At 42.9% G+C, this 25,525-nt stretch carries 18 protein-coding genes and 1 tRNA gene; 6 read left to right on the forward strand and 13 right to left on the reverse strand.

Features of this window, described 5'->3' with window-relative positions:
* Positions 1–12 precede the first annotated feature (12 nt).
* The 9 genes from JFC08_RS08510 to JFC08_RS08550 all read right to left on the reverse strand — a co-directional run bounded on the left by JFC08_RS08510 (position 13) and on the right by JFC08_RS08550 (position 10,970).
* Positions 13–1,017 (reverse strand): hypothetical protein, encoded by a 1,005-nt coding sequence (locus tag JFC08_RS08510; protein ID WP_198330413.1) that lies wholly within the window; start codon positions 1,015–1,017, stop codon positions 13–15.
* A 44-nt stretch (positions 1,018–1,061) separates the two neighbouring features.
* Positions 1,062–2,240, reverse strand: a complete 1,179-nt coding sequence (locus tag JFC08_RS08515; protein WP_198330414.1) for a tyrosine-type recombinase/integrase — start codon at positions 2,238–2,240, stop codon at positions 1,062–1,064.
* A 149-nt stretch (positions 2,241–2,389) separates the two neighbouring features.
* Positions 2,390–2,466, reverse strand: a tRNA-Ile gene (locus JFC08_RS08520).
* A 92-nt stretch (positions 2,467–2,558) separates the two neighbouring features.
* Positions 2,559–2,747, reverse strand: a complete 189-nt coding sequence (locus tag JFC08_RS08525) for an SDR family oxidoreductase (protein WP_198330415.1) — start codon at positions 2,745–2,747, stop codon at positions 2,559–2,561.
* Positions 2,741–3,928 carry a tRNA nucleotidyltransferase/poly(A) polymerase-related protein gene (locus JFC08_RS08530; protein WP_198330416.1) on the reverse strand — a complete coding sequence of 396 codons (1,188 nt, stop codon included), beginning with the start codon at positions 3,926–3,928 and terminating at the stop codon, positions 2,741–2,743. Before JFC08_RS08530 ends, JFC08_RS08525 begins: the two co-directional genes overlap by 7 nt.
* A 207-nt stretch (positions 3,929–4,135) precedes the next feature.
* Positions 4,136–6,457 (reverse strand): NADP-dependent malic enzyme, encoded by a 2,322-nt coding sequence (locus JFC08_RS08535; protein ID WP_060491229.1) that lies wholly within the window; start codon positions 6,455–6,457, stop codon positions 4,136–4,138.
* Between the two features lie 366 nt (positions 6,458–6,823).
* On the reverse strand, positions 6,824–8,290 hold the full coding sequence (locus JFC08_RS08540) for a protein adenylyltransferase SelO (RefSeq protein ID WP_198330417.1): 1,467 nt from the start codon (positions 8,288–8,290) through the stop codon (positions 6,824–6,826).
* Positions 8,291–8,613: 323 nt separating this feature from the next.
* Positions 8,614–9,792 carry an acyl-CoA desaturase gene (locus JFC08_RS08545; protein WP_198330429.1) on the reverse strand — a complete coding sequence of 393 codons (1,179 nt, stop codon included), beginning with the start codon at positions 9,790–9,792 and terminating at the stop codon, positions 8,614–8,616.
* A 449-nt stretch (positions 9,793–10,241) separates the two neighbouring features.
* Positions 10,242–10,970, reverse strand: coding sequence for a glycerophosphodiester phosphodiesterase (locus JFC08_RS08550; RefSeq protein WP_198330418.1), 729 nt, complete (start codon positions 10,968–10,970; stop codon positions 10,242–10,244).
* Between the two features lie 438 nt (positions 10,971–11,408).
* Here JFC08_RS08550 and JFC08_RS08555 point away from each other — a divergent pair, with 438 nt between their 5' ends.
* Positions 11,409–12,380: a hypothetical protein gene (locus JFC08_RS08555; protein ID WP_198330419.1), complete on the forward strand. Its 972-nt coding sequence runs from the start codon at positions 11,409–11,411 to the stop codon at positions 12,378–12,380.
* 169 nt (positions 12,381–12,549) lie between these two features.
* Here JFC08_RS08555 and JFC08_RS08560 read toward each other — a convergent pair whose 3' ends face one another.
* On the reverse strand, positions 12,550–13,146 hold the full coding sequence (locus tag JFC08_RS08560) for a cob(I)yrinic acid a,c-diamide adenosyltransferase (protein WP_198330420.1): 597 nt from the start codon (positions 13,144–13,146) through the stop codon (positions 12,550–12,552).
* Between the two features lie 230 nt (positions 13,147–13,376).
* On the opposite strand from JFC08_RS08560, the gene cysS reads away from it, so the two are divergent.
* From cysS to pdxH, 5 genes are all read left to right on the forward strand, one after another.
* Positions 13,377–14,837 (forward strand): cysteine--tRNA ligase, encoded by a 1,461-nt coding sequence (gene cysS / locus JFC08_RS08565; RefSeq protein ID WP_198330421.1) that lies wholly within the window; start codon positions 13,377–13,379, stop codon positions 14,835–14,837.
* Positions 14,838–15,076: 239 nt separating this feature from the next.
* Entirely contained in the window at positions 15,077–17,074 is a 1,998-nt protein-coding gene (locus JFC08_RS08570) for a mechanosensitive ion channel family protein (RefSeq protein WP_227697706.1), read from the forward strand.
* A gap of 405 nt (positions 17,075–17,479) precedes the next feature.
* Positions 17,480–18,952, forward strand: a complete 1,473-nt coding sequence (guaB, locus tag JFC08_RS08575; RefSeq protein WP_045454296.1) for an IMP dehydrogenase — start codon at positions 17,480–17,482, stop codon at positions 18,950–18,952.
* Between the two features lie 213 nt (positions 18,953–19,165).
* On the forward strand, positions 19,166–20,536 hold the full coding sequence (glmM, locus tag JFC08_RS08580) for a phosphoglucosamine mutase (protein WP_198330422.1): 1,371 nt from the start codon (positions 19,166–19,168) through the stop codon (positions 20,534–20,536).
* A gap of 43 nt (positions 20,537–20,579) precedes the next feature.
* Positions 20,580–21,224: a pyridoxamine 5'-phosphate oxidase gene (gene pdxH, locus JFC08_RS08585; protein WP_198330431.1), complete on the forward strand. Its 645-nt coding sequence runs from the start codon at positions 20,580–20,582 to the stop codon at positions 21,222–21,224.
* Between the two features lie 148 nt (positions 21,225–21,372).
* Here the strand turns inward: pdxH and JFC08_RS08590 are convergent, their stop codons facing one another.
* The 3 genes from JFC08_RS08590 to JFC08_RS08600 form a co-directional block, all read right to left on the reverse strand.
* A complete protein-coding gene (locus JFC08_RS08590; RefSeq protein WP_198330423.1) occupies positions 21,373–22,662 on the reverse strand; it encodes an HlyD family secretion protein in 1,290 nt (429 codons plus the stop codon).
* Positions 22,663–22,769: 107 nt separating this feature from the next.
* Positions 22,770–24,386, reverse strand: coding sequence for an efflux MFS transporter permease (locus tag JFC08_RS08595; protein WP_198330424.1), 1,617 nt, complete (start codon positions 24,384–24,386; stop codon positions 22,770–22,772).
* A gap of 502 nt (positions 24,387–24,888) precedes the next feature.
* The gene (locus JFC08_RS08600) at positions 24,889–25,518 is read right to left on the reverse strand and encodes a glutathione S-transferase family protein (RefSeq protein WP_198330425.1); all 630 of its coding nucleotides are present in this window, start codon (positions 25,516–25,518) and stop codon (positions 24,889–24,891) included.
* Between the last annotated feature and the right edge of the window lie 7 nt (positions 25,519–25,525).

Raw genomic sequence — 25,525 nt, forward strand, 5'->3', positions numbered from 1 at the left:
AACTTGCGAAAGTTAGCCTAAATTACGTCTATTAGTTTCTGCGAAAATTATTTCAATATTGCTTTTGCTGAGCTTTGCAATATTCCAATCAGCGATGTGATTAACTATGTTACTTTGATTAGCAAAATCGAATTTGTTCTTTTTCTCAGTAGGAAGAGCTTTAAGTTCTTGGTCTAATTTAAATACTATATGCTTAAGAGCGAATATAAGGCGGTAGGCGCTGTCCTTTATATCACTTAAATCTTCGGTAGATTCTTTAAGTTGGTTAGTTCGCAATTTTTGTTTCAGCTCTTCAATCTCTTTATTTTTTTGACTAATTACTCTATTAGCATCTAATAACTTATCTCTCAGTGTCGGTAACTCATGACTGGTTTCAATGACTGTTATAATGTATTGTACATCCTGTTTTGAGAAAATTAATTCATAATTATCTTCTTCAGTGGAAGATAGGGTATAGCCTTTAATTTTCTCAGTTTCATTATTACTACGCTCTTGGTCATTGAAATCAGCTTCAATGATTTCAGGCATAAACATTTTTGGTCCCAAACTGACTTCAATGTCACCTCTCAAGTATGTGACACTTAAAGGTAGCAATCTGAAAACCCCTTCAGCTAATATAGATACTCCGAGAGTATTTTTAGCTCGCTTAGCATTTAAACAAAATAAAAGTTTTTCAATAAAGTATTTTGTGTTTTTCAGACTTGTACTTGAATCATAATCATGAGGATGGATGGTTTCTCCAATTTCTAGATTGCACATTTGAGTGTTAATAGTGTGATATAAACTATCAGTTATCTTTTTTATACTTTTTTCCGGAACATCTTCTGCCTCTGTCACAATATCGACCGGTCCGCTATATCTTATATATGGTGTTAAACGATCAGTGTGGACCAAACGTACAATACTTTCATCTTTACTATATGAGCGGTCTCCTGTTTTAAGAAGTAATTTCCTTACTTCGTCTAGAGTATAAAATAACTCTTTATCGTAATTCATATTTTTACCTGTATTTTTCATTCTAAAGACCTAAGATTTTATTGTGCATATAAACATTACACCCTTTATTTTAAAGAGCTCACATAATCCGCCCATTCATTCATCATATCCCTACGATAATCTAAATGCTGCGCACCATTGTAGGCCTTACTTATCTTATTCTCTTGCTCATGGGCTAGCTGTAGCTCTATAGCTTCATGCATGAAACCTTGTTCATGCAAGGTAGTACTCGCCAGACCCCGAAAACCGTGCCCAGTCATTTTATACTTATAGCCCATCTGATAAAGTGCATTGATAAAGGCATTTTGACTATACGGCTTACGAGTAGAGGGATTGTAGAACACATACTGCTCTGAAAAATTCAGCGCTTTGATTTGCTCTAATATCTCTATAACCTGTGGTGCAAGAGGCACAATATGAGGTCTATCCATTTTCATTTTGTCCGCAGGTATCCGCCAAGTCTTATCGTTCCAGTCAATTTCTGACCATTCCATGAATCTAATCTCATTGGTACGCACGAATGTGTAGCATAGAAACCATAAGCCTAATTTGACTGTGACATGCCCAGTGTATTTGTCAATATCTCTCAAAAGCTGAGGTAGCTCTTTTGAAGTAATGCGACTGTGATTTTTAGTTTTATGCGGTTTAATAGCTGCTGATAAATCAGCAGCAGGGTTTGATCTCGCAATACCTGTACGAATAGCATGTTTAAATATTTGCCCAACTTCGGCCATTATACGTTTTGCCATTTCATTAGCACCACGGGCCTCAATGTTTTTACCAATCGTTAAAATATCAGGCGATGTAATTTCGTTAATTAGTTTATGGCCGATAATCGGTTTTACATCACGTGTGTAAGCCGAATAGTTACGACTAAACGTACTTGAGGCTAAAAAGGTTTTACGATCTGCATACCAAGCTTGGGCGATAGTATCAAAAATCCTCGAACCATCTTGCTCAGCAGTTTTCTCTTTCTTCTTATCTTTTGGGTTAGTACCTTCACTAATCAGTTGTTTTATTTCTAGGTTACGCTGGCGTGCTTGCTGTAATGTTATTACTGGGTACTTTCCCAAAGTGAGTGACTGCTGTTTACCTTGCCAGCGGTAGGCACTGATCCAGACTTTGTTTCCTGTATGTCTTACCCATAGTTGTAGGCCATCGCCATCACTATGTTTGTCGGGACGGCTAGGAGTGCATTTTTCACTTGGGGTTAGTTTGTTGATAATAGTATGAGTTAATGGCATGTTGGTATATCTCCGCATTGGTATAATCTATACCAACAAATATACCAATATTCTATATGGTTCGCCATACACCAAGGTGTTCTTAAATTTTATGAAACCCCATAGAAAAAGGCTTGCCGCATCGCTGCGAACAAGCCTGAATCAATATATGGTGGGCCCAGTAGGACTTGAACCTACGACCAAAGGATTATGAGTCCTCTGCTCTAACCAACTGAGCTATGGGCCCTAACGCTAGACGGACAATGATACCTGAATTTTTTAATTTTTCAAGTAAAAGATAGGTAGTAATCAAGATATTTTTTATGATGTTCTACTTTTCTATCCAATATGACCACCAGACAATGTCAGGCTGCGACCACCATCAACAGTAATAATCTCAGCAGTAATATTATTGGCCTGTACGAGGTACAACACATAATGGGCAATCTCGTCAGGTCGACCTATACGCTGCATAGGAATTGAGTCAATAATAGCGCGCTGCTGCATCTTTTTAAATTTTCTTAACATTGGTTTCGTACTTGCAAGTGCTCAATTCTGGCTTGTCGTAATGCCGTACCAATCGCAGGGCCTGTTAGTGCTGAGTCAATATCCTGCATACTAATGGCATGAAAGCTATTCAGCGCTAGCATCATCTGACGGTGCTGTGTTGCCAGTTGCAACACGTGGCTGGTCACTAATAGCTGCGATAACTTATCAGGCTCTTTATGAGCGCCGCAAGTTTGTATGAGGTCAATTTTTTCAGCCGCGCTTAAATGATTTATTGTGCTTAGCTTTGTGGCTTGCTGAGCGAAGAGAGTCGCAAATTGAGTATGGGTTTTTGGTACCTTAGCGGCGTTGCCTATATCATTGATGCCTTTTATATTGGCTGCTTTATTCACTTTTTCATTTGTATGTTCTGAGGTAAATAAATATGCGTTAAGACTTACCATTAATAGCGCCCAACGTTGTGACAAGTTCAATTTCATTTGCCCTGCGAAATATAGCGCCGTCTGTACCGTTTCACGTATCTGAGTATTAGTCCAAGCTTCATGTAATGGCGCAAAATATTCTGTGAGCGCACCAATCTCAAACAGTTGTTGCCAGTATACCTGCGGCGATAGCTGCATGGTTGCACGGCTAGATTCTTGCCAAATGCGCTCTGCACTTAAATGCGCAAGCTCTCCAGAGTCAACCAATTGGCGCATCAACGTCAAAGTTTCATCAGCAATGACAAAACCTAGGTCATAATAACGGCTATAGAAGCGAGCGGTTCGAAGCACTCGTAGAGGGTCTTCGCTAAATGCACCTGATACATGACGCAAGGTTTTGCTTTCTATATCAGCCATGCCACCATAATAGTCAATGACGTCACCGTTGATTGGCGTATCATCAGTTAAGCTAGTGACTTCTATCGCCATGGTATTAATCGTCAAGTCTCGACGTTGTAGATCCTCTTTTAAGCTGACGTCAGGACTGGCATGTACGCTAAAGCCTTTATACCCCAAGCCTTCTTTGCGTTCAGTGCGTGCCAGTGCGTATTCTTCATGGCTACTAGGATGCAAAAATACAGGGAAATCTGCACCCACTTGCCGGAACCCTGCATCAAGCATTTCTGCAACAGTTGCACCAACGACGACAAAATCTTTATCTTTAATAGGACGTGCTAACAGTTGATCGCGTACCGCGCCGCCGACAAGGTAAATTTGCATGAATGCCTCTATCTTTTATTTTTATTGAGCAAGTGATGACTGATATTGAATAAGGCTATGTTGCGTCTTAGCCAATGTATAACAAGCAAAAAAAACCAGTCAACGCTATTTAATAGCATTGACTGGTTTTAGTATAGCAGACGGTCTCTATAAATGAATAACAGAGACCATCTCGATAATACATACTACTAGGTAGCGCAGGATGAATTACTGATTTTCGCTCGCCAAATCTTGAGCTTCAGTAACGGAAAGAGCAGTCATATTGACGATACCACGTGCAGTTGCTGATGGTGTGAGAATATGTACCGGTTTGCTAGTACCTAATAAAATAGGACCAATAGAGGCGCTACCAGTTGCTGTCTTGAGTAAGTTGAAGGCAATATTTGAGGCGTCAAGTGTTGGTAAGATGAGCAAATTTGCAGCACCTTTTAATGGACTTGATGGCATGTTGTTTAAACGAATGTGTTCGTTCAGCGCGGCGTCACCTTGCATCTCGCCGTCAAATTCAAAGTCTACATTCATATCTGTCAGCAGTTCATAGACCTTGCGCATTTTTACAGCACTGGTGCGATTTGAAGCGCCAAAATTAGAATGAGAAACTAGTGCGACACGTGGTGTAATACCAAAGCGACGTAACTGATCAACCGCCAAGACAGTCATTTCAGCCAATTGTTCAGCCGTTGGATCTTCGTGGATATAAGTATCGGCGATGAAAATATTACGATCTTGCATGAGTACCGCATTCATAGCATAGAAGTCGTTCACACCTTCTTTTTTGCCAATAACGCTTTGTACATATTTTAAGTGCAACTGATAATGGCTAAACGTACCACATACCATACCATCTGCAGCGCCATTTTCGACCAATAGTGAGCCGATCAATGTGGTCTTACGACGAACATCACGACGAGCAAGTTCAATACTCACACCAAGACGTTTGTTCTTCTCGTAGTAACCCTGCCAGTAGTCTTTATAACGAGGATCGTCATCGATATTGACGATAGAGATGTTCACGCCATCTTTTAGACGTAACCCTAGTTTTTCGATATTGGCTTCGATGACTGAAGGACGACCAATTAAAATAGGTTGTGCTAGCTTTTCATCAACGACCACTTGCACAGCAAGTAAGATATTATTGTCTTCACCTTCACAGTAAACGATACGTTTTGGATCGGCTTTAGCGCGAGCAAAGATTGGTTTCATCACGAATGCAGAGTTATAGACAAACTCAGACAGACGCTGACGATAAGCTTGCATATCAGCGATAGGTAAGGTTGCAACGCCTGAGTCCATCGCAGCTTGAGCGACCGCAGACGCGATCTCGATGATTAGGTTTGGCTCTAAAGGTCCTGGAATCAAGTAATCACGACCGAAACTTTGCATTTTTTCAATGTTTCTAGCGCTGGTGGTCGGCGTTGCTTCAACGTGTGCCATCGCAGCGATAGCTCTTACACAAGCAACTTTCATCTCTTCGTTAACAGTCGTGGCACCAACATCTAATGCGCCGCGGAAGATATAAGGGAAGCATAAAGCGTTGTTTACTTGGTTTGGATAGTCTGAGCGACCCGTTGCCATGATGACATCTGGACGTACGGCGTGCGCCAATTCTGGCATGATTTCAGGCGTTGGGTTAGCAAGTGCAAAGACGATAGGGTCTTTTGCCATACGGCGAACCATATCTTCAGATAACGTGCCAGGCATCGATAGACCAAGGAACATATCGACATCATCCATCACTTCGTCGATAGTGGTCGCAGTCGTCTCACGGGCATAGCGCTGTTTGGTTTCGTCAAGATTTTCACGGATAGTCGTAATGATACCGCGTGAATCTGAAACAAAGATATTATTTTTGTTTACACCAAGTGCGCAAATAATATCTAAACAAGAAATGGCAGCAGCACCAGCACCTGAACAGACGATTTTAATCTCTTCGATTTTTTTGCCAGTAATCAATAGCGCGTTAAGCATTGCTGCAGCAACAATGATTGACGTACCATGTTGGTCATCATGAAATACTGGAATGTTCATGCGCTTACGTAATTCACGCTCAATTTTGAAACATTCTGGTGCTTTGATGTCTTCTAGATTGATGCCACCGAAAGTAGGCTCAAGAGAGGCAACAGCTTCGATGAATTTGTCTGGATCATTTTGTGCAATTTCAATATCAAAAACATCGATACCTGCGAATTTTTTGAATAGAACCCCTTTACCTTCCATTACAGGCTTCGATGCCAATGGCCCGATATTACCTAGACCCAGTACCGCTGTACCGTTGGTGATAACACCAACCAAGTTGCTACGGGCGGTATATTTAGCCGCTAACGTCGGATCTCTTTGAATCTCAAGACAAGGAACTGCCACACCTGGTGAATAGGCAAGTGCTAAGTCACGTTGGTTTGCCAACTGCTTAATAGGGGTGACAGAGATTTTGCCTGGACGTGGGAACTCATGATAATGTAAGGCAGCTTGTTCAAACTGCTCTTTTTCTGTACTAAGGTTATCCGTATTCAAAGTGGTATCGTCATTCATAATAATTGCCATGGTTAGAATAAATTGGAATAAAGTAAATGGAGATAAAAATAACGTTTTACCCTCAAAAAATCATGGAATAATAATCCTCTAAGGGCAACGTGACGCTAAACAGTTAATAATTCAAAGTGTCAGGATTAGCGATTAAGCATTGAGCCAAAAAAATAATAATAATCTAGCAAACACAGTTATTCTAGCACTATTGCCAATTCACTGCCTAGTCAGCTGCCGTGAACGGCGAGAATAATATAGTAAAATGATATTCATTATTTAGCCAATTAATAATGCCAAAAAATAGGGTTAAATATCAACCTTAATCTTATAATGTTTCAAAATATTACAGAATAGCAGTTTAATAACATTCAATTAAGACGAGCAACTAATCGGCATTTGCGGCGCATGTGGGGTAGGCGGCATCGTATCGAGAAGGGTAGCGATTGCTTGTACCTGATAAGGGTTAGCCAGTAAATCGAATACTCGACTCACTTCTTCGAACTGTCCTTGTTCTGCTGCCATAATGGCACGCTGCGCCATACTATTACGCAGTACATAAACAGGATTGTTGGCTGTCATATCATCGATAACTTGCTCAAGTGGCAGCTGTTTTATTTGAGCCACATAACGAGTCGACCAATCTTGCCAGACTTGTTTGGCATCATCGCTAAGCTCATTTGTCATGGTTGACAATAGCTGCTCTTCATAATGGTGCTCATTCGGCGCGACCAAACCGAGTAGCGCACGGAAGCTATTGGTATAGTCCAGCAAGTTGTCTTCTAACAAGGTTAACCATTCGAAAGCCAAGGTTAGACTATCAAACTCGTGCGGCAACCCAAGTTTACGGCACAATCCTTGCTGATAGTGCTGCATAAATCTGGCTTCATAAGGCGCTAGACAGTCTGCTAACGCCTCACGTGTTACGCCCTCTAAGCGCATAAAATGTGGCAGCCAAGCATTGAGATTCCAGTGACCAATAGCAGGTTGATTCTGATAAGCGTAGCGACCAGTATGATCAGAGTGGTTGTTGATCCAAGCAGGGTTGAAGCGCTCCATAAAACCAAATGGACCAAAGTCTAAGGTGCTACCAGTGATAGAGAGGTTGTCAGTATTCATCACGCCATGAGCAAAGCCAATCAGTTGCCAGTCAGCGATCATTCGTGCGGTTCGCTCAACCACCGTGGTTAAAAATGTCAGTATCGGAGCGTCACTATCACGGCACTCTGGATAATAAGTGTCGATCATATAATCGGTGAACTCAGCGAGCAAATCGGGCGCAAAGCTGGCAATCCACTCGATATGACCCAAACGAATGTGACTATCGGCCACGCGCATCAATGCCGCACCTGCTTCCATGCGCTCACGGCGCACCCTCGTGTCGGAGACAACAAATCCCAAAGCATTAGAGGAGGGAATACCCAATTGTGTAAGGGCATGACCACATAAATACTCGCGAATAGTGCTGCGCAAGACAGCACGTCCATCACCCATCCGCGAGTAAGGCGTCAGACCAATGCCCTTAAGGTGCAAGTCTTGCAATTGATTATTGTTATCGAGCACTTGTGCCATCAGCAAGCCGCGCCCATCACCCAATTGACCTGCCCATTGCCCAAATTGGTGACCCGCATAAACCATGGCCAATGGCTTAAAATGCACTGGCACGTATTGACCACCGAGTATCTCTACCCAATGTGTCATCAGATCTTCATCATCTATCCAGCCTAACTGCTGCGCAACTTGCATGTTGAAGTGTCCAGCACGTGGATTGTCCAGCGGCGTTGGCGGTTGCTCATGATAAAGGCGAGTGTCTAGATTGACATAGGTATTTTGATAGCGCATACAAGCCGTTCCTGCTTTTGAAATATAAGTAAAGTGTAGGGGCGATAAAAGCACTATAGCATAGCCTTGATATTACATCGTTTCACTCTGTCCATCTCTTGTAATAGCGCACCCAAAAACCATGAGTAATATTGAATGCATTTAGCCTATCAAACAAAGATATTGCTTCCACTTGTCCTTTTTATTTTTATAAATCAATGTTCGACACGATCTATAAAGGATGAGCAAAAAAATCCCTCTATCTGTAGCAGATAGAGGGAAGGAGAAGCTTTACAATTATCGTTCATCACAAAGGTAATAAAATACAGTTTAATAATCAGCGATTATGCCGCTTTTTTACTTATGCCGATAGAGCGAAACGCAGTTTTTAAATTGCTATTATGCTCAAGAATTTTTTGTTCAATTTTGGCATAGTCATGCTTTAGCTCATCTTCCACTTCATGCAAGCGATCGGCATATTCTGTCTTTTTCAGCTCAATCGTTTTGGCTTTGAGTGCTTTCCATTCTTCAACAGTCTGCATAAAGGCATCATATTCAAACTTAATACGATCTTGGAAGCTTTTCATGGCATGAGGAAGATCAAGACCGCCCACTGCTGCCGTATCAATCTGCTGCTGTGCCGCTTTAAATTGCATTTGTACTTCTGCATGCTTGATAGTGGTGTCATCAACGGTACGTAGCTCACTGGTTAAGCCCAGCTTCGATAAACCAGCAATCAACCATTTAGTAGGATCATACTGCCACCATTTTACCCCGTTACGATAGTCGTATTGGAAGAAGTGATGGTAGTTATGATAACCCTCACCCCACGTAAAGATAGCTAAGAAGAAGTTATCGCGAGCAGTATTGGTATCCGTATAAGGACGCGTGCCAAACATATGACAGAGCGAGTTAATAAAGAAGGTAAAGTGGTGCGTCAGTACCAGACGTAGTAAGCCTACGATGACCAAAGTACCCCAAACATCACCCAATAACCAACCGATCGCAGCGACTGCACCGATGTTCAATGCCGCAACCCAGAGACCGTAATATTTATGCTGAATCTGTAAGGTTCTATCTTTGGTTAGGTCAGGGATATTTTTATAGTCAAATTTACCGCTAGGATAATTGCGTAGCATCCAGCCCATGTGACTAAAGAAAAAGCCACGCTTTGCTGAGTACGGGTCTTCTAAGCGGTCATCGACATGACGATGATGCGTACGGTGACCAGAAACCCAATCAAACGCTGAACCTTGTACGGCAAAGGTGGAACCTAGCAATAAAAAGTTTTTGACGATTGGATGCGCTTTATAAGCACGATGCGATAGCAGGCGATGATAACCCGCCGTAATACTAATGCCTGTCCATACCATAAAGGCACCAAATACGCCCCAAACCGGCGCGCTAACATCATGAGTAAACAAATACCATGGTGTAATGATCGCAGCAGCAATAGGTGTGGCTACCAAGATAGTCGCTGGAATCCAGTTGATCGGCGCTTTTGTAAACTCAAACTCGCGCATATCAATGCTGTCTTCTTTAGTAGCGACATCTTGCTCTCCCGCAGCATGGGCGTAGTTGCGTTTGGCAACAGGCTGCTCATTAAGCGAGCTTGCAGTTTTACTCTCGTCAAAACGTGTCTTAAAACGTGTGGCTTGAGTGCTGGCGGCTTTGATAAGCGTATCACCAGATTTGATAGCGAAACGTAAGCCTTTAAGCGGTAAGCCAAGTGCTTTTTTTGCAATCATATAATATCCCTAACGGTATTAATTTAAGTCTATATGATACCTTAAAAAATCAATAAAGTGAACAGTTATACACTGTAAAAATATTTCTAAATAACAATAACTTGTATTGATTATGGAATGTATTAACGAAAATAATGGATGACTTATCAGGCATTGAGGAGAAGTGTAAGTAACACCGTAGATATGTAGATGATTTTAAATAAATCAAATAAAGGCGATGCTTATTAACCCAGCAGTAAATGACTTGGATAATCAGTGATGATGACGTCAGCTTGCCACGCGATCAGCTGTTTAATCGTGTCAATATCATTGACCGTCCACGCACTCACTGGCAAGCCATAACGTTGGCTATGTTTAATGACTGCTCGACTAATCAGCGGATAGTGGATACCTAGCTGAATACAGCCAAGTTGCAAGGCGGTATTCGGTGCAGTCATTAAGACTTCAGGTGTGCGAATGAGCAAGCCGCGAGAGATATGCTTTAGTAATGGATGACGTTGTAAGCGAACATGTAGCTCTACATCAAAGCTGGTCAGCACAATGGATAGTTTGGCAAGTGGGCTATCGATGAGGTTGCGTGCCAATGCTTGTACCAATTTAGCATAATCAGTACGGTCATGCGTTTTAATCTCCAGTTCAATATAAGTAAAGCCCTTTAGCAACGGCGCTACCTGCCCTAATGTCATAATCTGATGACCAAACTGCGAATGGCGTTGAATCTCAGTAAGATTCAACTGATCAACACGTGCTTGCTGACCACACATGCGTTGCAGCGTGTCATCATGAAACACGATTAAATGACCATCCGCGCTCAGTTGTACATCAAACTCAACCCCTGCTAGACCCTGAATGTTGAGACGTTGAGCGTACTCAAAGCCTGAAAAGGTATTTTCTAATGCTTCGCCGCGCGCACCGCGATGACCCAATAAAAGCGTGTTTTCGAAATTTATCATAATTTATATGGTTGGTTAGTGATACGCGCAATCATATAGTGCTAAAACAACAGCGTCTAATAAAATTTGCTCGATAGAGCAATATTAATATGTGGTTCCTTTTATCCCAAAACTTTATAGATATGAGCTGAGCGAAATCTTAGAATAGGTTTAATGTCTCTCAAACATTCAACAGACCCTAGTTGATCGCGGTAGTCTAAAAGCGTATTTACAGCGAATTCATAAGTATGTATTTGTTATGTTTTTGCAACTAAATACAGGTTTTACCTATAATGAGGGGCGTTATTTGTATATCCATGGGCTACACTAATGAACATTTTATTTAAACACCGTATAATAATCTGGTTTTCAAACCTAGGGCAGCTAGGGTTGCGGTTTGAACATAAATCACTGTCCATCAGTGGCGGTACGTATTAGTAAATTGGGAGCAAAAGAAATATGAGCGTAGCAAATAAAAACGTGAGCAAGTGGTATAAAGTGGCTGGTATTGGCATGGTATGTGGTTTAGCGCTTGCTGGCTGTGATCGCTCAGAGAAGGAAGATACCACCGAGACGGCAGAGCTCACAGAGCAAGAGTCTGCGTCTACTGAAAACACCGCAGCTACTGCGGTGAGCTGTGATGACCCAATGGTACAAGATCGTCTCAAAACGGCTCTAAAAAACACGCTCAATCAACAAGCACAAACGCTGGCTGCCAACTACGCAAATGATGCAGAGATCAGTCTCGCTAGCGGCGCTATCACTAATAAAACCAACGGCATTGTGATTGATGTACAAAATGCTGCAGTCTTACAAGCAGCCAATGACAATGGTATGACGACTTGTCAGGCAAGTGTGAGCATGACGTTGCCAAGCGAAGATTTGTATCAAGCCAGTCAAGTACAAGCAGCCAACAATTTGCCGAGCCTACAATCACGCTTAGCGCAAAATAACATTCGTATCAACAATAACATGTTGGTTGATGATGCTTTTACCTATGTCGTTGGTACTCAAGGCGGTCAAGTGCGCACACGTATTGCTGGGCAGCCAGCATTAATTACTGTGGTCGCCGATGTGATGGCAGGCTCTGTATTTAAATCAGCGATGGATGAGCAGCGCGCCCAACGTAGCGCAGAGCGCCGTGCAGCACAAAACGATGACAGTCAGTCAGCACCTGTTCGTCAGCCTCAAGATGACAGTCAGTCAGCACCTGTTCGTCAGCCTCAAGTAGTCAAGCCAGTTGAGCCGATTCGTCCTACTCAGCCTGCCACGCCGCCGACTATTAACAATCCAAGCAGTAGTAACACGGATAGCAGCGCGTCAGCCACTCCTGAGGTCAAAACCCCAGCCACACCAGCTGTACCGAAATCAGTACCTAAAGATGAAAGTATCGATATGGTCATTATTGAAGATGACAGCGCTACTTACTAATTAGTAAGATTTAAGCTGTTTTCGAATAATATTGTCGTCACTGAATAGTATCGCTTAGTCAATAAAAAGCCCGCAGTGTTAAGGTTGCGGGCTTTTTTATATTTTATGCTAAACCTTGATTCTAGGGTATTATTTTAGCGTTTTAGTCCACTAAAGTAGTCCTGCGCAATTATTTTTTATCAGCGAATTTTTGTAATACCTGACTGTCCCATAAGACTTCAGAGACTTTATTGGGATCTGTACAAAAGCGAGCAGCGACAAACAACCAATCCGATAAGCGATTGATAAAGCTCACGGCCGTACTGCGAATCGCTTGTGGACGCTCTTGCTGTAATAGCACTGCTTGGCGCTCAGCACGGCGACAGACCGTACGCGCAACGTGCAGTTGGCTGACCAATACCGAACCTGTGGGCAAAATAAAATCTTTTAGCGGCGGCAAGGTTGTATTCATCGCATCAATTTGCTGTTCTAACCATGCAATGTGAGTGGCATTGACGCCTTCATATTCTGGCATAGCCAGCTCACCACCGATATTAAACAATAAATGCTGAATGATGACTAACGCTTGAGAAAATTCTTTTTCTATAGATTGCCCTTTATTATGCTGTAACTGAGCGCGTACCAGACCAATGTGTGAGTTAAGCTCGTCGATATCACCCATTACGCTAAATAGATTGTCTGCTTTGCTGACGCGGCTGCCGTCTGCCATGCCAGTGCTACCGTCATCTCCAGTACGCGTATATATTTTGCTTAAACGATTGCCCATATCTAAATCCTTAACAGTTTTTTATGATTGAATGATGTTAGTTGCGGGCTCATTGTAGTATTTTATGGCTGTTTTCGCTAAGATAATGGGTTAAGTTTTATATTGCTGCTATTTTTGCCGCTGCTTTTACATTCATAACAACCGTAATCAGTGCTATTTAATACCCAAGCATTGATTGTATTTTTGTTTTTATTTTATCTATTTCATTTATATTAAAAGGCTTTTTAACCATGACCACACCACTTGCCGATGCGATGTCTCAGCTTGCTATTTATGACTCACTGACTGGCGGAAAACGTCAGTTTGTACCACTCAAATCAGGGCAAGTAGGCATGTATGTGTGCGGTATGACCGTTTATGATTATTGTCATATCGGTCATGCGCGAGTGATGGTTGGTTTCGATATGGTAGTGCGCTGGTTGGCTCAGTTAGGCTATGACGTTAATTATGTGCGCAATATCACCGATATCGATGACAAAATCATCGCTCGTGCCGCTGAGAACGGCGAAGAGATTGGTACGTTAACACAGCGTTTTATTGAAGCCATGCACGAAGATGCAACCGCTCTTGGTTGCGAGATGCCAGACGCTGAGCCACGCGCAACTGATCATATCGATGACATGCAGAAAATGATTGAGACATTGGTTACAGGTGATTATGCTTACGCAGGCGACAATGGTGATGTCTACTATGCCGTCGATAACTTTGCAGATTATGGTAAATTGTCTAAGCGTAATCTCGATGAGATGCAAGCAGGTTCACGTGTCGATGTCGAAAATGACAAGCGCAATCCGTTTGATTTTGTCTTATGGAAGGCAGCAAAACCTAATGAGCCACAATGGGCATCACCATGGGGCCAAGGGCGTCCAGGTTGGCATATCGAATGCTCAGCGATGTCGACCAAGTGCTTAGGTAATACCTTTGATATTCATGGCGGTGGTCATGACTTGCAATTTCCGCATCACGAAAACGAGATAGCGCAGTCTGAAGCCGCGACTGGCTGTGAATACGCGCGTAACTGGATGCATGTTGGTTTCATTAATGTCGATGGCGAAAAAATGTCCAAGTCGTTGGGTAACTTTTTTACTATTCGTGATGTGATGGCAAAATATCTGCCTGAAACGGTGCGCTTTTTCTTATTATCAAGCCATTATCGCAGCCAAGTCAATTTTTCTGATAACGCATTGGACGAAGCACATAATAGCCTAAGCAGATTATATAATGCGTTAAAATTGGCCGAACAGCAAAAAGGGCAGGCGCTCGTCGTCAGTGATACGCTGATAAATGATGCTTATAGCAGTAGTGCTGGACAAGATTTCATCAAAGCCATGAACGATGACTTTAATAGTTCAACGGCGATTAGTGTATTGTTTGGGCTGGCGCGTGATATTAATAAAGCCATTAAAGCCGAAGATGTAGACACTGCATGGCAATTAGCAGAGCAGCTCAAAGCGTTGGCACAGGTACTCAATATTTTACAGCAGCCAGTTCAACAGTTTTTGCAAGCAGTGATTGGTGACAAGGCAGATGATGGTTTAACCGATGACACTATCGATGGTTTAATCATTGAGCGTGCGGATGCCAAAACCAATAAAAACTTTGCGCGTGCTGATGAGATACGTGAGCAACTAAAAGATGCTGGTATTGAGCTTGAAGACAGCCGTGCTGGCACGACATGGCGCCGCGCTTAAGGCAATCATGTTACAGAACACCCATATAGATAGTCATAAACTAAGTCAGCTTTGAGCTGGCTTTTTTTATAGACTAAACTAGGGCGTATCATCATTTTAAAAATGGTGCTAAGAACAAGATAAATTGCAGTCAAACCAGAAAGATGAAGCTAAATTGGCTATGCAATATATGTAAGAACAAGCTTTGTAGGCAAACTTCAAGAGATGCAAACATCAAGTGAATTAATGGCTTTTAAAATATGAATATTCTCAAAAAAAGCATTGTTGGCGGTCATTGTATAGCAATTGATACCGACAGTGACCACTATCCTAACCCCCAGCGTTGGAATGTGCGCGCCAGTATTTTGTCATTACTATTGGTTTTTTTTATAGTCAGCATGAATGCTGTGTTTGCACCCGCTAATGCTGCAAGCACTAGCGATAGCGAACAAGCTGCGGGTGAGCAGTCCAACTCATCATCGAATTCAATCAGCAAGCCCGATAATCTAGCTGAATATGCCACTCAGAAAATCAATACAATTAAAGACGAAAGCCTCAGCATCTCTGGTGTTGCAGAAGAAATATTTGATCCTACCGAGCGCAATGTAGTAGAGCAAGCGGGTAATTTGCAGGGAGATTCTGGACTGACGGGTGAATACAATGAAAGTTATTATTTGCTAGACAAGCTCAATGTAGGCTTGCCGCCATTATCGGAGCCGCCAAATTTAACCACGCCACTGGCGACTTTAGAGTTTTTTCAGTCAGCGGTCATGAAGCAACAATACGACTTGGCTGCTTATGCACTTAACATGAATTTAATCGATCAGAAAATTCAGCGTAACCACGCGCTTGAGTTATCAAAACGGTTGGATTTTTTGTTAGCGGAAAAAGAGCTTTACGTTTTTGATGATCTGCCAGATCGCCCAGATGGTTTAATCGAGCCACCACTTGGTAATACCAGTAGTATCATGGGCATCCCTAGACGCTCGATTCAGCTAGGCTATATCGACTATCGTGAGCGCCGTGTTCCCATCTATTTGCAACGAGTACGGGTTGGTGAGGCTGCGCCTATTTGGGTGTTTTCTGCACAGACAGTTGATAATATCGACAATCTCTATGAACAATATCATCCAGCGGAATTTGAGCGTTATTTACCTGGGTGGTTAAAACTTAAGATTTTCAGTATCGCACTATGGGAGTTTTTGGCATTAGCACTGTTTTTCTTAGTGACCATGGGAGTAGGATGGTTACTTAGTAAAGGCACGGAAAAAATCATTAGTCGTTATATCGACGATGAAAAATACAGTAATTATGTTGGTAGTACGAATGGCGTAGCAGATTTGGTCAATAAGCTGACCGTGCCGTTGACTTTTACCATCAGTTTTTCGCTTGTCTTTACTTTGGTGTCAGGCGGCTTTCCCTATTTAGATGCGGTTGCGTCATCGACTCGTCCGCTTATCTGGATTGGGCTAGTATTTAGCACCTTATGGCTTGGCATTCGCGTTATTAACTTTTTTGCTAATCGCTATCAAAGCCTACAAATTGAAAATCTGGCTGAAGAGCACTTTGATAAAGAGCGCCGTCGCCGTACTTATGTATCGATATTTCGCCGCGTCTTTATTTTTGTCATGATTTTGGGCAGTATTTGGATTGGTCTCAGTGAATTTGCCAACATGGAAGGCCTTGGTAAGACGCTATTGACCTCGGCTGGTATCGCAGGCGTGGTCATTGGAATTGCCGCGCAGCCGATACTGGGTAACATTATTGCTGGGGTACAGGTGGCCGTGACCCAGCCGGTACGGATTGGCGACAGTGTGATAATGGATGGCAACTTTAGTACCGTTGAAGACCTGCGTTATACGTATGCGGTACTCAAAACATGGGATGAACGTCGATTGATCGTGCCGATGCGCGAACTGATCACCGAAACGGTAGAAAACTGGTCACATACAGAAGTACATCAGACCTGTCCTGTGTTTTTATATGTCGATTATGGTGCAGATATTGACGCCATTCGCCAGCAATTTATATCGGCGGTTAAAGACAATAAGCTTTGGGACAACAAAACTGAGCCTGAAATGTTTGTCGTTGAGGTGACTGCCAACATTATTCACTTGCGCGGCGCTGTTTCAGCGGTAGGTCCCATAGAAGCATGGACACTGGCCTGTGAGATACGTGAGCAGATGTTGAATTACTTATATAGCAAACAAAAAGCTTATCTGCCTGCTGAACGTTTGATATTGAAGGGTAAAGACTAGTAACCGACGATTGAGTATATTTTCTATGCTTTTAAATAGCTGAGCTTTACAGACGTCGATATCGATAGACAAGCGCTAGCAAAATAAGCTGACAAATATAGCATGCGATTTGTCTGATTATTTGTTATAATATGGCGTTATTTTTAAGGGATAAATGAGCGATTAAGAGTAGGGGCGCGCTATATTTGTGCAAACTTATTAGCATCAATCAATTGCAATTTTCGAGTGTCTCTGTTTGTTTAATCACAAACACCGGCTGGCTCATTGCTGATTATCTAAAACTTTGTGATACAAGGTCTTTAATTTTAAGACTTTAGCTTCATAAAGTCATATCGGTGATTTTGGTTGATTGTCTTAATGCCAAAAATATCCCACCCATCAAAATAACCACCACTAGGGGTCTGTATGTTGCGAATTGTCGATGAAGCCTTAACCTTTGATGACGTTTTATTGTTGCCAGCTTATTCTGAAGTCTTGCCAAAAACTGCCGATCTGACTACCCGTTTGACCAAAAATATCACGCTGAATCTACCGCTGATTTCTGCCGCGATGGATACTGTGACCGAATCTGAAATGGCCATTACGATGGCACAGCTAGGTGGTATGGGTATCTTGCACAAGAGCATGGATATCGCCAAGCAAGCCACACAAGTACGCCGCGTCAAAAAATTTGAAGCAGGTACGGTTGTAGATCCGATTACTGTGCATCCAGAGATGACGATTGGTGATCTGCTACAGCTGACGCAAGACAATAATATCTCAGGCGTACCTGTGGTAGAAAGAGGCACTGATAATGTTGTGGGTATTGTGACTCACAGAGATTGGCGCTTTGAAACCAATCTGTCTTTGCCAGTTAGTAAAATCATGACGCCAAAAGATCAGTTGGTGACAGTACATGAAGGTGAAAGCAACGAAAACATCAAGCGTCTGCTACATGAGCACCGCATTGAAAAAGTCATTGTTATCGACGATCATTTCCGTTTACGTGGTTTGATTACGGTTAATGATTTTGCAAAAGCTGAAAATAATCCAAATGCTTGTAAGGATGAGCAAGGTCGTCTGCGTGTTGGTGCTGCTGTTGGTACTGGTGCAGATACCCAAGCGCGTGTTGAAGCGTTAATCGCTGCCGACGTCGATATCATCGTGGTTGATACCGCACATGGTCATTCGAAAGGCGTGATTGATAAGGTGTCTTGGATTAAAAAGCACTATCCACACGTACAAGTTATCGGTGGCAATATCGCAACAGGGGATGCTGCACTTGCACTACGTGATGCAGGCGCTGATGCGGTAAAAGTCGGTATTGGCCCTGGTTCTATCTGTACTACGCGTATCATCGCTGGTATCGGTGTGCCGCAAATCTCAGCTATCGATAACGTCGCTAGCGCATTGAAAGACAGTATTCCACTGATTGCTGATGGTGGTATTCGCTATTCAGGTGATATGGCAAAAGCCATTGCCGCTGGTGCTTCGTGCATCATGGTAGGCTCATTGATGGCTGGTACCGAAGAAGCGCCAGGTGAAGTTGAGCTGTTCCAAGGTCGTTACTACAAAGCTTACCGCGGTATGGGTAGCCTTGGTGCGATGTCAGGCTCAAATGGCTCATCAGATCGTTACTTCCAAGATGCTAAAGATGGCGTAGAGAAATTAGTACCAGAAGGTATCGAAGGCCGAGTTCCTTATAAAGGTCCAGTTGCTGGTATTGTTAATCAGTTGGTTGGCGGTTTGCGCTCATCAATGGGTTATACTGGCTCTGCGACCATCGAAGATATGCGTACCAATCCGCAATTCATTAAGGTGACATCGGCGGGCATGAAAGAGTCGCATGTCCATGATGTTCAAATCACTAAAGAAGCACCGAACTATCGTGTGAATTAAAAGATGTTCTATAATCCTGCATTACGTCAACGATAGCTATTTTGCAGGGCTGCAGTGACCTTAAGATACAAACAGCCAACAATGCCTTGTTATTGTTGGCTGTTTTTTTTGTAAAATACACAAGCGGATTATAATAATAACTACTTAGACTGTTTATACGTTATTGTTTGCGTATTCGTCTGGTTTTCACTCTTAGATTTGGGAGCATACATAATGAGCTACTTTGGCACCGATGGTATTCGTGGAAAATTCGGTGAGTCGCCGATTACCCCTGATTTTATTTTAAAACTGGGCTATGTGACGGGACGTGTGCTGATAGAGAATAATGACAACCCTGCTCGCAAGCCAAGCGTGGTCATCGGTAAGGATACGCGGCTGTCAGGTTATGTGATTGAAGGCGCATTGCAAGCGGGGTTTAATGCCGCTGGTGTTGATGTGCATATGCTTGGACCATTACCCACACCAGCGATTGCGCATTTGACCCGTAGTTTTAATGCAGATGCTGGGGTAGTTATTTCAGCGTCGCACAATCCTTACTATGACAACGGTATCAAGCTGTTTTCAGGTGATGGCAAAAAGCTGACTGATGAGATGCAAAACTCTATTAATGACAAGCTAAAAGCGATTATGAGTGCCTCTGAGGCGGACAATAATGTGATCATGCCTATTCTTGATCCAGCACAATTGGGGAAAAACAATCGAATCAATGATGCCAAAGGTCGCTATATCGAATTCTGTAAAGGCAGTTTTCCTTATCAGTACGACTTAAGTCATCTGACTGTCGTTGTAGATTGTGCCAATGGTGCAGGCTATAGCGTGGCACCAAGAGTCATGCGTGAGTTGGGTGCCAATGTGATTGCTATTAATAATACGCCTGATGGCATCAATATCAATGCCGACTGCGGCTCTACCCATCCTGAAGGCTTACAGAAAGCAGTGATTGAGCACGAGGCAGATGTTGGTATCGCACTAGACGGTGATGGTGATCGTATTGTGATGGTTGATGAGGCTGGTAATCTGGTTGACGGCGATGGCATTTTATACGTACTTGCTACCCAAGGTCAGACTAAGGCGAAAGGTGTGGTTGGTACGCTGATGAGTAACATGGGCTTAGAGTTGGCACTCAAAGCGGCAGATATTAAATTTACGCGTGCGAAAGTAGGCGATCGTTATGTGATGCATGAGCTTGAAGCAAATGGCTGGATACTGGGCGGCGAACCATCGGGTCATATTCTATGTTTAGATAAGAGTCGTACGGGTGATGCCATTATCGCTGGCTTGCAAGTGCTTGCGGTGATGGAAGCACGTGGTAAAGCGCTCAGTGATTTGACCGAAGGCTTTGAAAAATTGCCACAAAAACTGGTCAATGTACGCTTAAGTAAAATGCAAGATCCGTTTGAGCATGAAGAGCTGGTTGCTGCTTTTGCAAAAGCACAGGCCACTTTAGAGGGTCGCGGTCGTCTACTCATTCGCCAATCAGGTACAGAACCTATGATACGTGTGATGGTTGAGTCGGATGATGAAATAGAATGTGACGTGTTGGCAAATGATTTGGCTGACCATATCAAAGCAGTATTGGGTTAACGTCATAATATAGTTATATTAAAATAAGGAAGATTTTATGAGCATGGATTTTACCGATCAGCGTTTGTCATACGAAAAAGGTGAGCTTGATCAACAGTCCGTCCCAGACTCTCCATTTGAGCTACTAAAAGAATGGATGAATGAGGCAATAGTACAAAAGGTGCAAGAGCCTTATGCGATGAGTCTGGCGACGTGCGGTGCTGATAATAAGCCTAGCGTGCGCATCGTACTTATGCGTGAGATTACCGAAAATGGTGTGGTGTTTTATACCAACTATGAAAGCGCTAAAGGTCAAGATATTGCCGAAAACCCGAATGCCGAAGCGCTATTCTTTTGGCATGAGCTGGAGCGTCAAGTACGTATTAGTGGCAGTATTGCTAAAATCGATGCTAATAAGTCAGATGCTTACTTTCAAAAGCGTCCTCACGACAGTCAAGTGGGTGCGTGGGTCAGTCAACCTCAAAGTGGCGAAGTTGCTGATCGTGAGGTGATGCAATCCAAGTTTGATGAGCTACAAAACCAGTATCCAGAAAGTAGCCAAGTGCCAACACCAGCGTTTTGGGGTGGTTATGAGATTAGCATTCATGAGATTGAGTTTTGGCAAGGTCGTGCCAATCGTATGCATGACCGTATTGTCTATACTAAAGACAATGGTGAAAGCTGGAGTACCAAGCGCCTGCTGCCGTAACCCAAGCTCGCTATTCATATTTTCATAGAAGTAGAAAAGCCAATCTAGGCGTCATAGTGATTATGACATCTGGACTGGCTTTTTTTTACGGCTTGTCTAGAGCAATTTTAGCAAATAGCTGAGCCTATTTGTGAGAGTTCAACATGCTCTAGTTCGGTTTAGTATCGACATCGACCGACACCGACATACCGGGGCGCAATTGCGCAAGCTCAGGTTGTCCTTGTTCTAAATCTATTCGTACCGGAATACGCTGAGCGATTTTAATATAGTTGCCAGTCGCAGGGTTTGCCGCGCCTGCGCTAAATTCACTGCCAGTCGCTGGCGAGATATTGCTGACATGACCTCGAAACTTAACGCCGCCTAGCGCATCCACATGAATAGTTGCAGGCTCACCGACAGTCATATTTGCCACTTGGGTTTCTTTAAAGTTGGCGATAATCCACACGCCTTTTGGCACCACATACATGAGCTGTGTGCCCGCGCTGACATATTGCCCCGCTTTGACGCTCACTTGACTCAGTTGTCCTGATTCAGGGGCAGTGATAATCGTATTGTCTAAATTAATCTGTGCTTGCTTAGCAACTGCTTCTGCATTTTTAATATTGGCATCGAGTGATGAGCGGCTACCACTGGTTTTTTTGCTGGCCTCAAGGGCGACTTGTAAATTGGCTTCTGCTTGCTGCACGCCAGCTTGTGCTTGTTCGAGCTGAGCTTGGGCATGAGCAACTTCAGCTTTGGATACTGCGCCAATCGCATCAAGCCCTTGATAGCGCTTTACATCTTCGCGTGCACTATCAACGCTGACTTTGGCACTATATAAGTCCGCTTTACGTGCTTCGATTTGTGCCTGACTGGTGCCCGTATCTTGCGCATTGCTTGAGCGGTCAGTCATAGCGACTTCGATATTGGCTTGTGCTTGTTCGAGCTGCTGCAAAAAGGCACGGTCGTCTATCTTGACCAATAAATCACCTGCTTGTACATTTTCAAAATCTTGCACTGCCACTTCTGTGACATAGCCAGAAACTTGCGGGCTGATAATCGTTGTTTGACCTTTTACAAAGGCATTATTAGTCTGTTGAACCGTAGGCGTAAAGGGCGGTAGCTTCCACGCATAAAGAATCAAAAGGACGCCAATAATGATTAGTACAATCAATAAGCCTAGGTTAAAGTAAGATTTCTTTTTAGGCGACCAACCTGTAGCGTCAGGAATAGGCTCTTTTGGCGGCATTGGCGTTTCATCAGCATCAGCAACGGACGTTATTACCGAGTCCTCTGTTTTCGGTATAGTCACAGTATCATCATTTTTCGATTGTTTTAGAGGCATCTCTATTGCTGCTGCATTGGATGATGTCTGATTGTTTTCAGCAGTATTTTGGGTAGCATCTTGAGCGGTGTCTTGATTATGGTCATCAAGATCATTTAACTTGTCTTCGCTCATGATGCGCTCCTAATGAGATTAGTAAACATAGTGGATAACTTTTTAAAATATAGTAATTAGCATAAGAAGAAAAGGTAACAGCAACAAATCGATATGATTATCACCTATTATTTTTTGCCCATCATTTCTGCCAATGCGGCAAGTTCTTTACCAAGTGGATTGCGTTTATGATAAAGGTAATAAAAATAAATCATCAATAAATATAGCGCGGTGATAGTGGCGCCCACAGCCATCAAAAAGAATAAATCGTCATAAGCGGCGACCGTGGCTTGACGTTGCACACCCTGTAGCATTTGGGTCATCGTAGCAGGATCAGTGGTATTCATTGAACTGACCATATCGGCATAATGCATCTGAGTACGAATGGTGGTAAATGCTTGAATACCTGCCGCGCCTGCCAAACCACCGACCGTTTGTGAAATACCAAAAATAACCGAAAAGCTAATAATATAGGCAGGTCCGTTAGCAATGGCGCGAAACATACCTTCAAATACCATTGGTCCCATAAAGTAAACGGCAGCAAAAGCGATTATAAACTGACTGAAATAGAACATATAAGGGGCAGAGTTTAGCGACACACCCGTATCTACCCATGCACCAATCGCAATCAATGCAACCGCAAAAATCACTGGTCGGCGCAGATCCGTCGCCTTGGTGGTAAAAATGCTAATCACTAATGCCAGTATGCTAGCCACCAAGATGATGGCATAAAAAACAATCAGCTGGTCATTACCATAACCAAGGTTTGCTAATAATCCTGCGGCGCCCACACTTTGCTCAGACAGCAAAATACGCATGACGGCACCAGTAATCATAAAGGCAATAATGGTGCGACTACGCATCCAGCGCACTTGTAACATAGGGTTTTTGCGGTGCGTCTCAATCCATAAAGCAATCGAGATAGTCACGACGGCAATAATCAGTGGATAGCTAAGCCAAGGCATTGTCCACCATTGAATTCTACCTTGTACTAAAAATACGGATAGGGCGGCAAGACCACTGGCAAAAAAGCCAAAACTCACCAAATCAAGTTTTTCAAAGACCTTTTCCGTGTTGCCCGGTGGTAGCTCAAGAATGTTAATAAGCCCAAAGCAAATCAGCGATAATCCCACTTGAAATAAAAATAAACCTTCAAGCTGACCATCAACGGCTAAATAAGGCGAGATAATCCGTGATAGTGGAATGCCAAACTGCACCAAGCCGAACCCCAATATCAGTCCGCTGATACGCCGAGCAGTTGGCATGCCTTGTAGACAATAAAAAATAGACAATACCGTCATCGCACTAGCCACCACACCACTAAAGCCACGGGCGAGCAGTTCTAAATAATAAGGCTCAATGCTAATCCCAATCGTCGTACTGAGTAGATTGCTACTGACCAACCACTGCATACTGGTGGCTGCCAATAAAAAGAACAAAGTGATTTTGCTAAATAACGACATGCCAAATTGCTGGCGAATTTTGTATAGCAGCACCGTGACACAAGCATTGGTCATATTGTAAGCGACTGATATCCAGCCACCTTCTACTGGTGTTAAGCCCATTTCACCTTGGATTTGAGTGAGATTCGCGACCAATAGACCATTCTGAAAGCTGGCAGTTAAGCCGATAAAAATACCAATCAGTAAATAAAATACTTTACGGCGCACAGGGTGATCAGGGGTGGCAGGCGAGCCAAGCATGAATGGTCGTTCATGGGGCTTAAACTGGTATTCAGTACTCATGGATGGATAATCTGCGTAGAGGGATAAAATGGTGTATAGCCGTTGTTAAACAAGCATCGCGCTCGTCGGATAGTCATGAAGCTCAAGACGTTCAAAGTCATTTAATAAAAAGCCATTTAACAGAAAGTCATTTAGTAGGCTGATAAAACCAAAAAAGTATTCTAAACCCTGTTTTGAATATTTTATCATAATTTTTGTGGAGCATTTATCACGCATAACTAACGCATTGAAAATCAAGTTAAAAGATAGATGCAGCTGTCTGTCAATGATAGACGATAAGAAATACAGTGCTATAGTCAGAGCACTTTTAAACCGTTACGGCGTTACCCGCCCTAGATGTACTCAGTGTACTATCTGCGGTCGGTCGCCTTGTAGCGATTCTAAAATTCCTTGACTGTATGTCACATAGCTACGACTCAGGTCATTTTTGCCCATAAAAAACAGCTCTATAAAGAGCTGTTTTTTATACATTAAATAGTCGATAAACAGTTAGACCATGGTACTAAATAGAGTGATCATAATTCGCCTCTAAACGCATGCTGCGCTGATAGCTATCAAGACTGGCAAGTTGTAAAGCATACTGCTTAATATGCGGATAATCATCTAACGCTTCGCGCTTAGCCAGCATGATTAAGTCAAAAGACAGCATAAAGTCAGCGCCGCTTAGCTTATGACTAACGATAAATGGCTTATCTGCAACTTCCTCGTTTAGATAGCTCAACAGTCTGTGTTTTTCTTGACTGATATAACCATCTAAAAACTCGTTATCGACGATACCGGCTTTTTTGGTAAATAGCTCCAGTAATAACGGCAACATGAGCGAGCTTTCAGCAAAGTTAATCCATTGCAGATAATGTCCATAGTCTACGCTATCAGTCGTAGGACGTAAGCGCTCTGGCGCAAATCGATCAATCAATAACTCAGTGATTGCACCCGACTCAGCATAAAGTTGACCATCCATCTCGATAACCGGAGATTTACCGAGTGGATGTACCGCCTTTAAACTGTCTGGTGCCAAATGAGTATTAGGATCGCGTTGATGACTAATGATCTCATAAGGCACGCCCAGCTCTTCTAAGAGCCATAAAATACGTAATGAGCGAGACTGGTTGAGATGATGTAAGCGAATCATGATAGTG

The organism is Psychrobacter cibarius (assembly GCF_016107535.1).
Taxonomy (GTDB): domain Bacteria; phylum Pseudomonadota; class Gammaproteobacteria; order Pseudomonadales; family Moraxellaceae; genus Psychrobacter; species Psychrobacter cibarius.

Coding starts and splice junctions, on each gene's coding strand:
- JFC08_RS08510 (WP_198330413.1), bottom strand. CDS start 1,017: ATGAAAAATACAGGTAAAAATATGAATTACGATAAAGAGTTATTTTAT.
- JFC08_RS08515 (WP_198330414.1), bottom strand. CDS start 2,240: ATGCCATTAACTCATACTATTATCAACAAACTAACCCCAAGTGAAAAA.
- JFC08_RS08525 (WP_198330415.1), bottom strand. CDS start 2,747: ATGTTAAGAAAATTTAAAAAGATGCAGCAGCGCGCTATTATTGACTCA.
- JFC08_RS08530 (WP_198330416.1), bottom strand. CDS start 3,928: ATGCAAATTTACCTTGTCGGCGGCGCGGTACGCGATCAACTGTTAGCA.
- JFC08_RS08535 (WP_060491229.1), bottom strand. CDS start 6,457: ATGAATGACGATACCACTTTGAATACGGATAACCTTAGTACAGAAAAA.
- JFC08_RS08540 (WP_198330417.1), bottom strand. CDS start 8,290: ATGCGCTATCAAAATACCTATGTCAATCTAGACACTCGCCTTTATCAT.
- JFC08_RS08545 (WP_198330429.1), bottom strand. CDS start 9,792: ATGCGCGAGTTTGAGTTTACAAAAGCGCCGATCAACTGGATTCCAGCG.
- JFC08_RS08550 (WP_198330418.1), bottom strand. CDS start 10,970: ATGATAAATTTCGAAAACACGCTTTTATTGGGTCATCGCGGTGCGCGC.
- JFC08_RS08555 (WP_198330419.1), top strand. CDS start 11,409: ATGAGCGTAGCAAATAAAAACGTGAGCAAGTGGTATAAAGTGGCTGGT.
- JFC08_RS08560 (WP_198330420.1), bottom strand. CDS start 13,146: ATGGGCAATCGTTTAAGCAAAATATATACGCGTACTGGAGATGACGGT.
- cysS (WP_198330421.1), top strand. CDS start 13,377: ATGACCACACCACTTGCCGATGCGATGTCTCAGCTTGCTATTTATGAC.
- JFC08_RS08570 (WP_227697706.1), top strand. CDS start 15,077: ATGAATATTCTCAAAAAAAGCATTGTTGGCGGTCATTGTATAGCAATT.
- guaB (WP_045454296.1), top strand. CDS start 17,480: ATGTTGCGAATTGTCGATGAAGCCTTAACCTTTGATGACGTTTTATTG.
- glmM (WP_198330422.1), top strand. CDS start 19,166: ATGAGCTACTTTGGCACCGATGGTATTCGTGGAAAATTCGGTGAGTCG.
- pdxH (WP_198330431.1), top strand. CDS start 20,580: ATGGATTTTACCGATCAGCGTTTGTCATACGAAAAAGGTGAGCTTGAT.
- JFC08_RS08590 (WP_198330423.1), bottom strand. CDS start 22,662: ATGAGCGAAGACAAGTTAAATGATCTTGATGACCATAATCAAGACACC.
- JFC08_RS08595 (WP_198330424.1), bottom strand. CDS start 24,386: ATGAGTACTGAATACCAGTTTAAGCCCCATGAACGACCATTCATGCTT.
- JFC08_RS08600 (WP_198330425.1), bottom strand. CDS start 25,518: ATGATTCGCTTACATCATCTCAACCAGTCTCGCTCATTACGTATTTTA.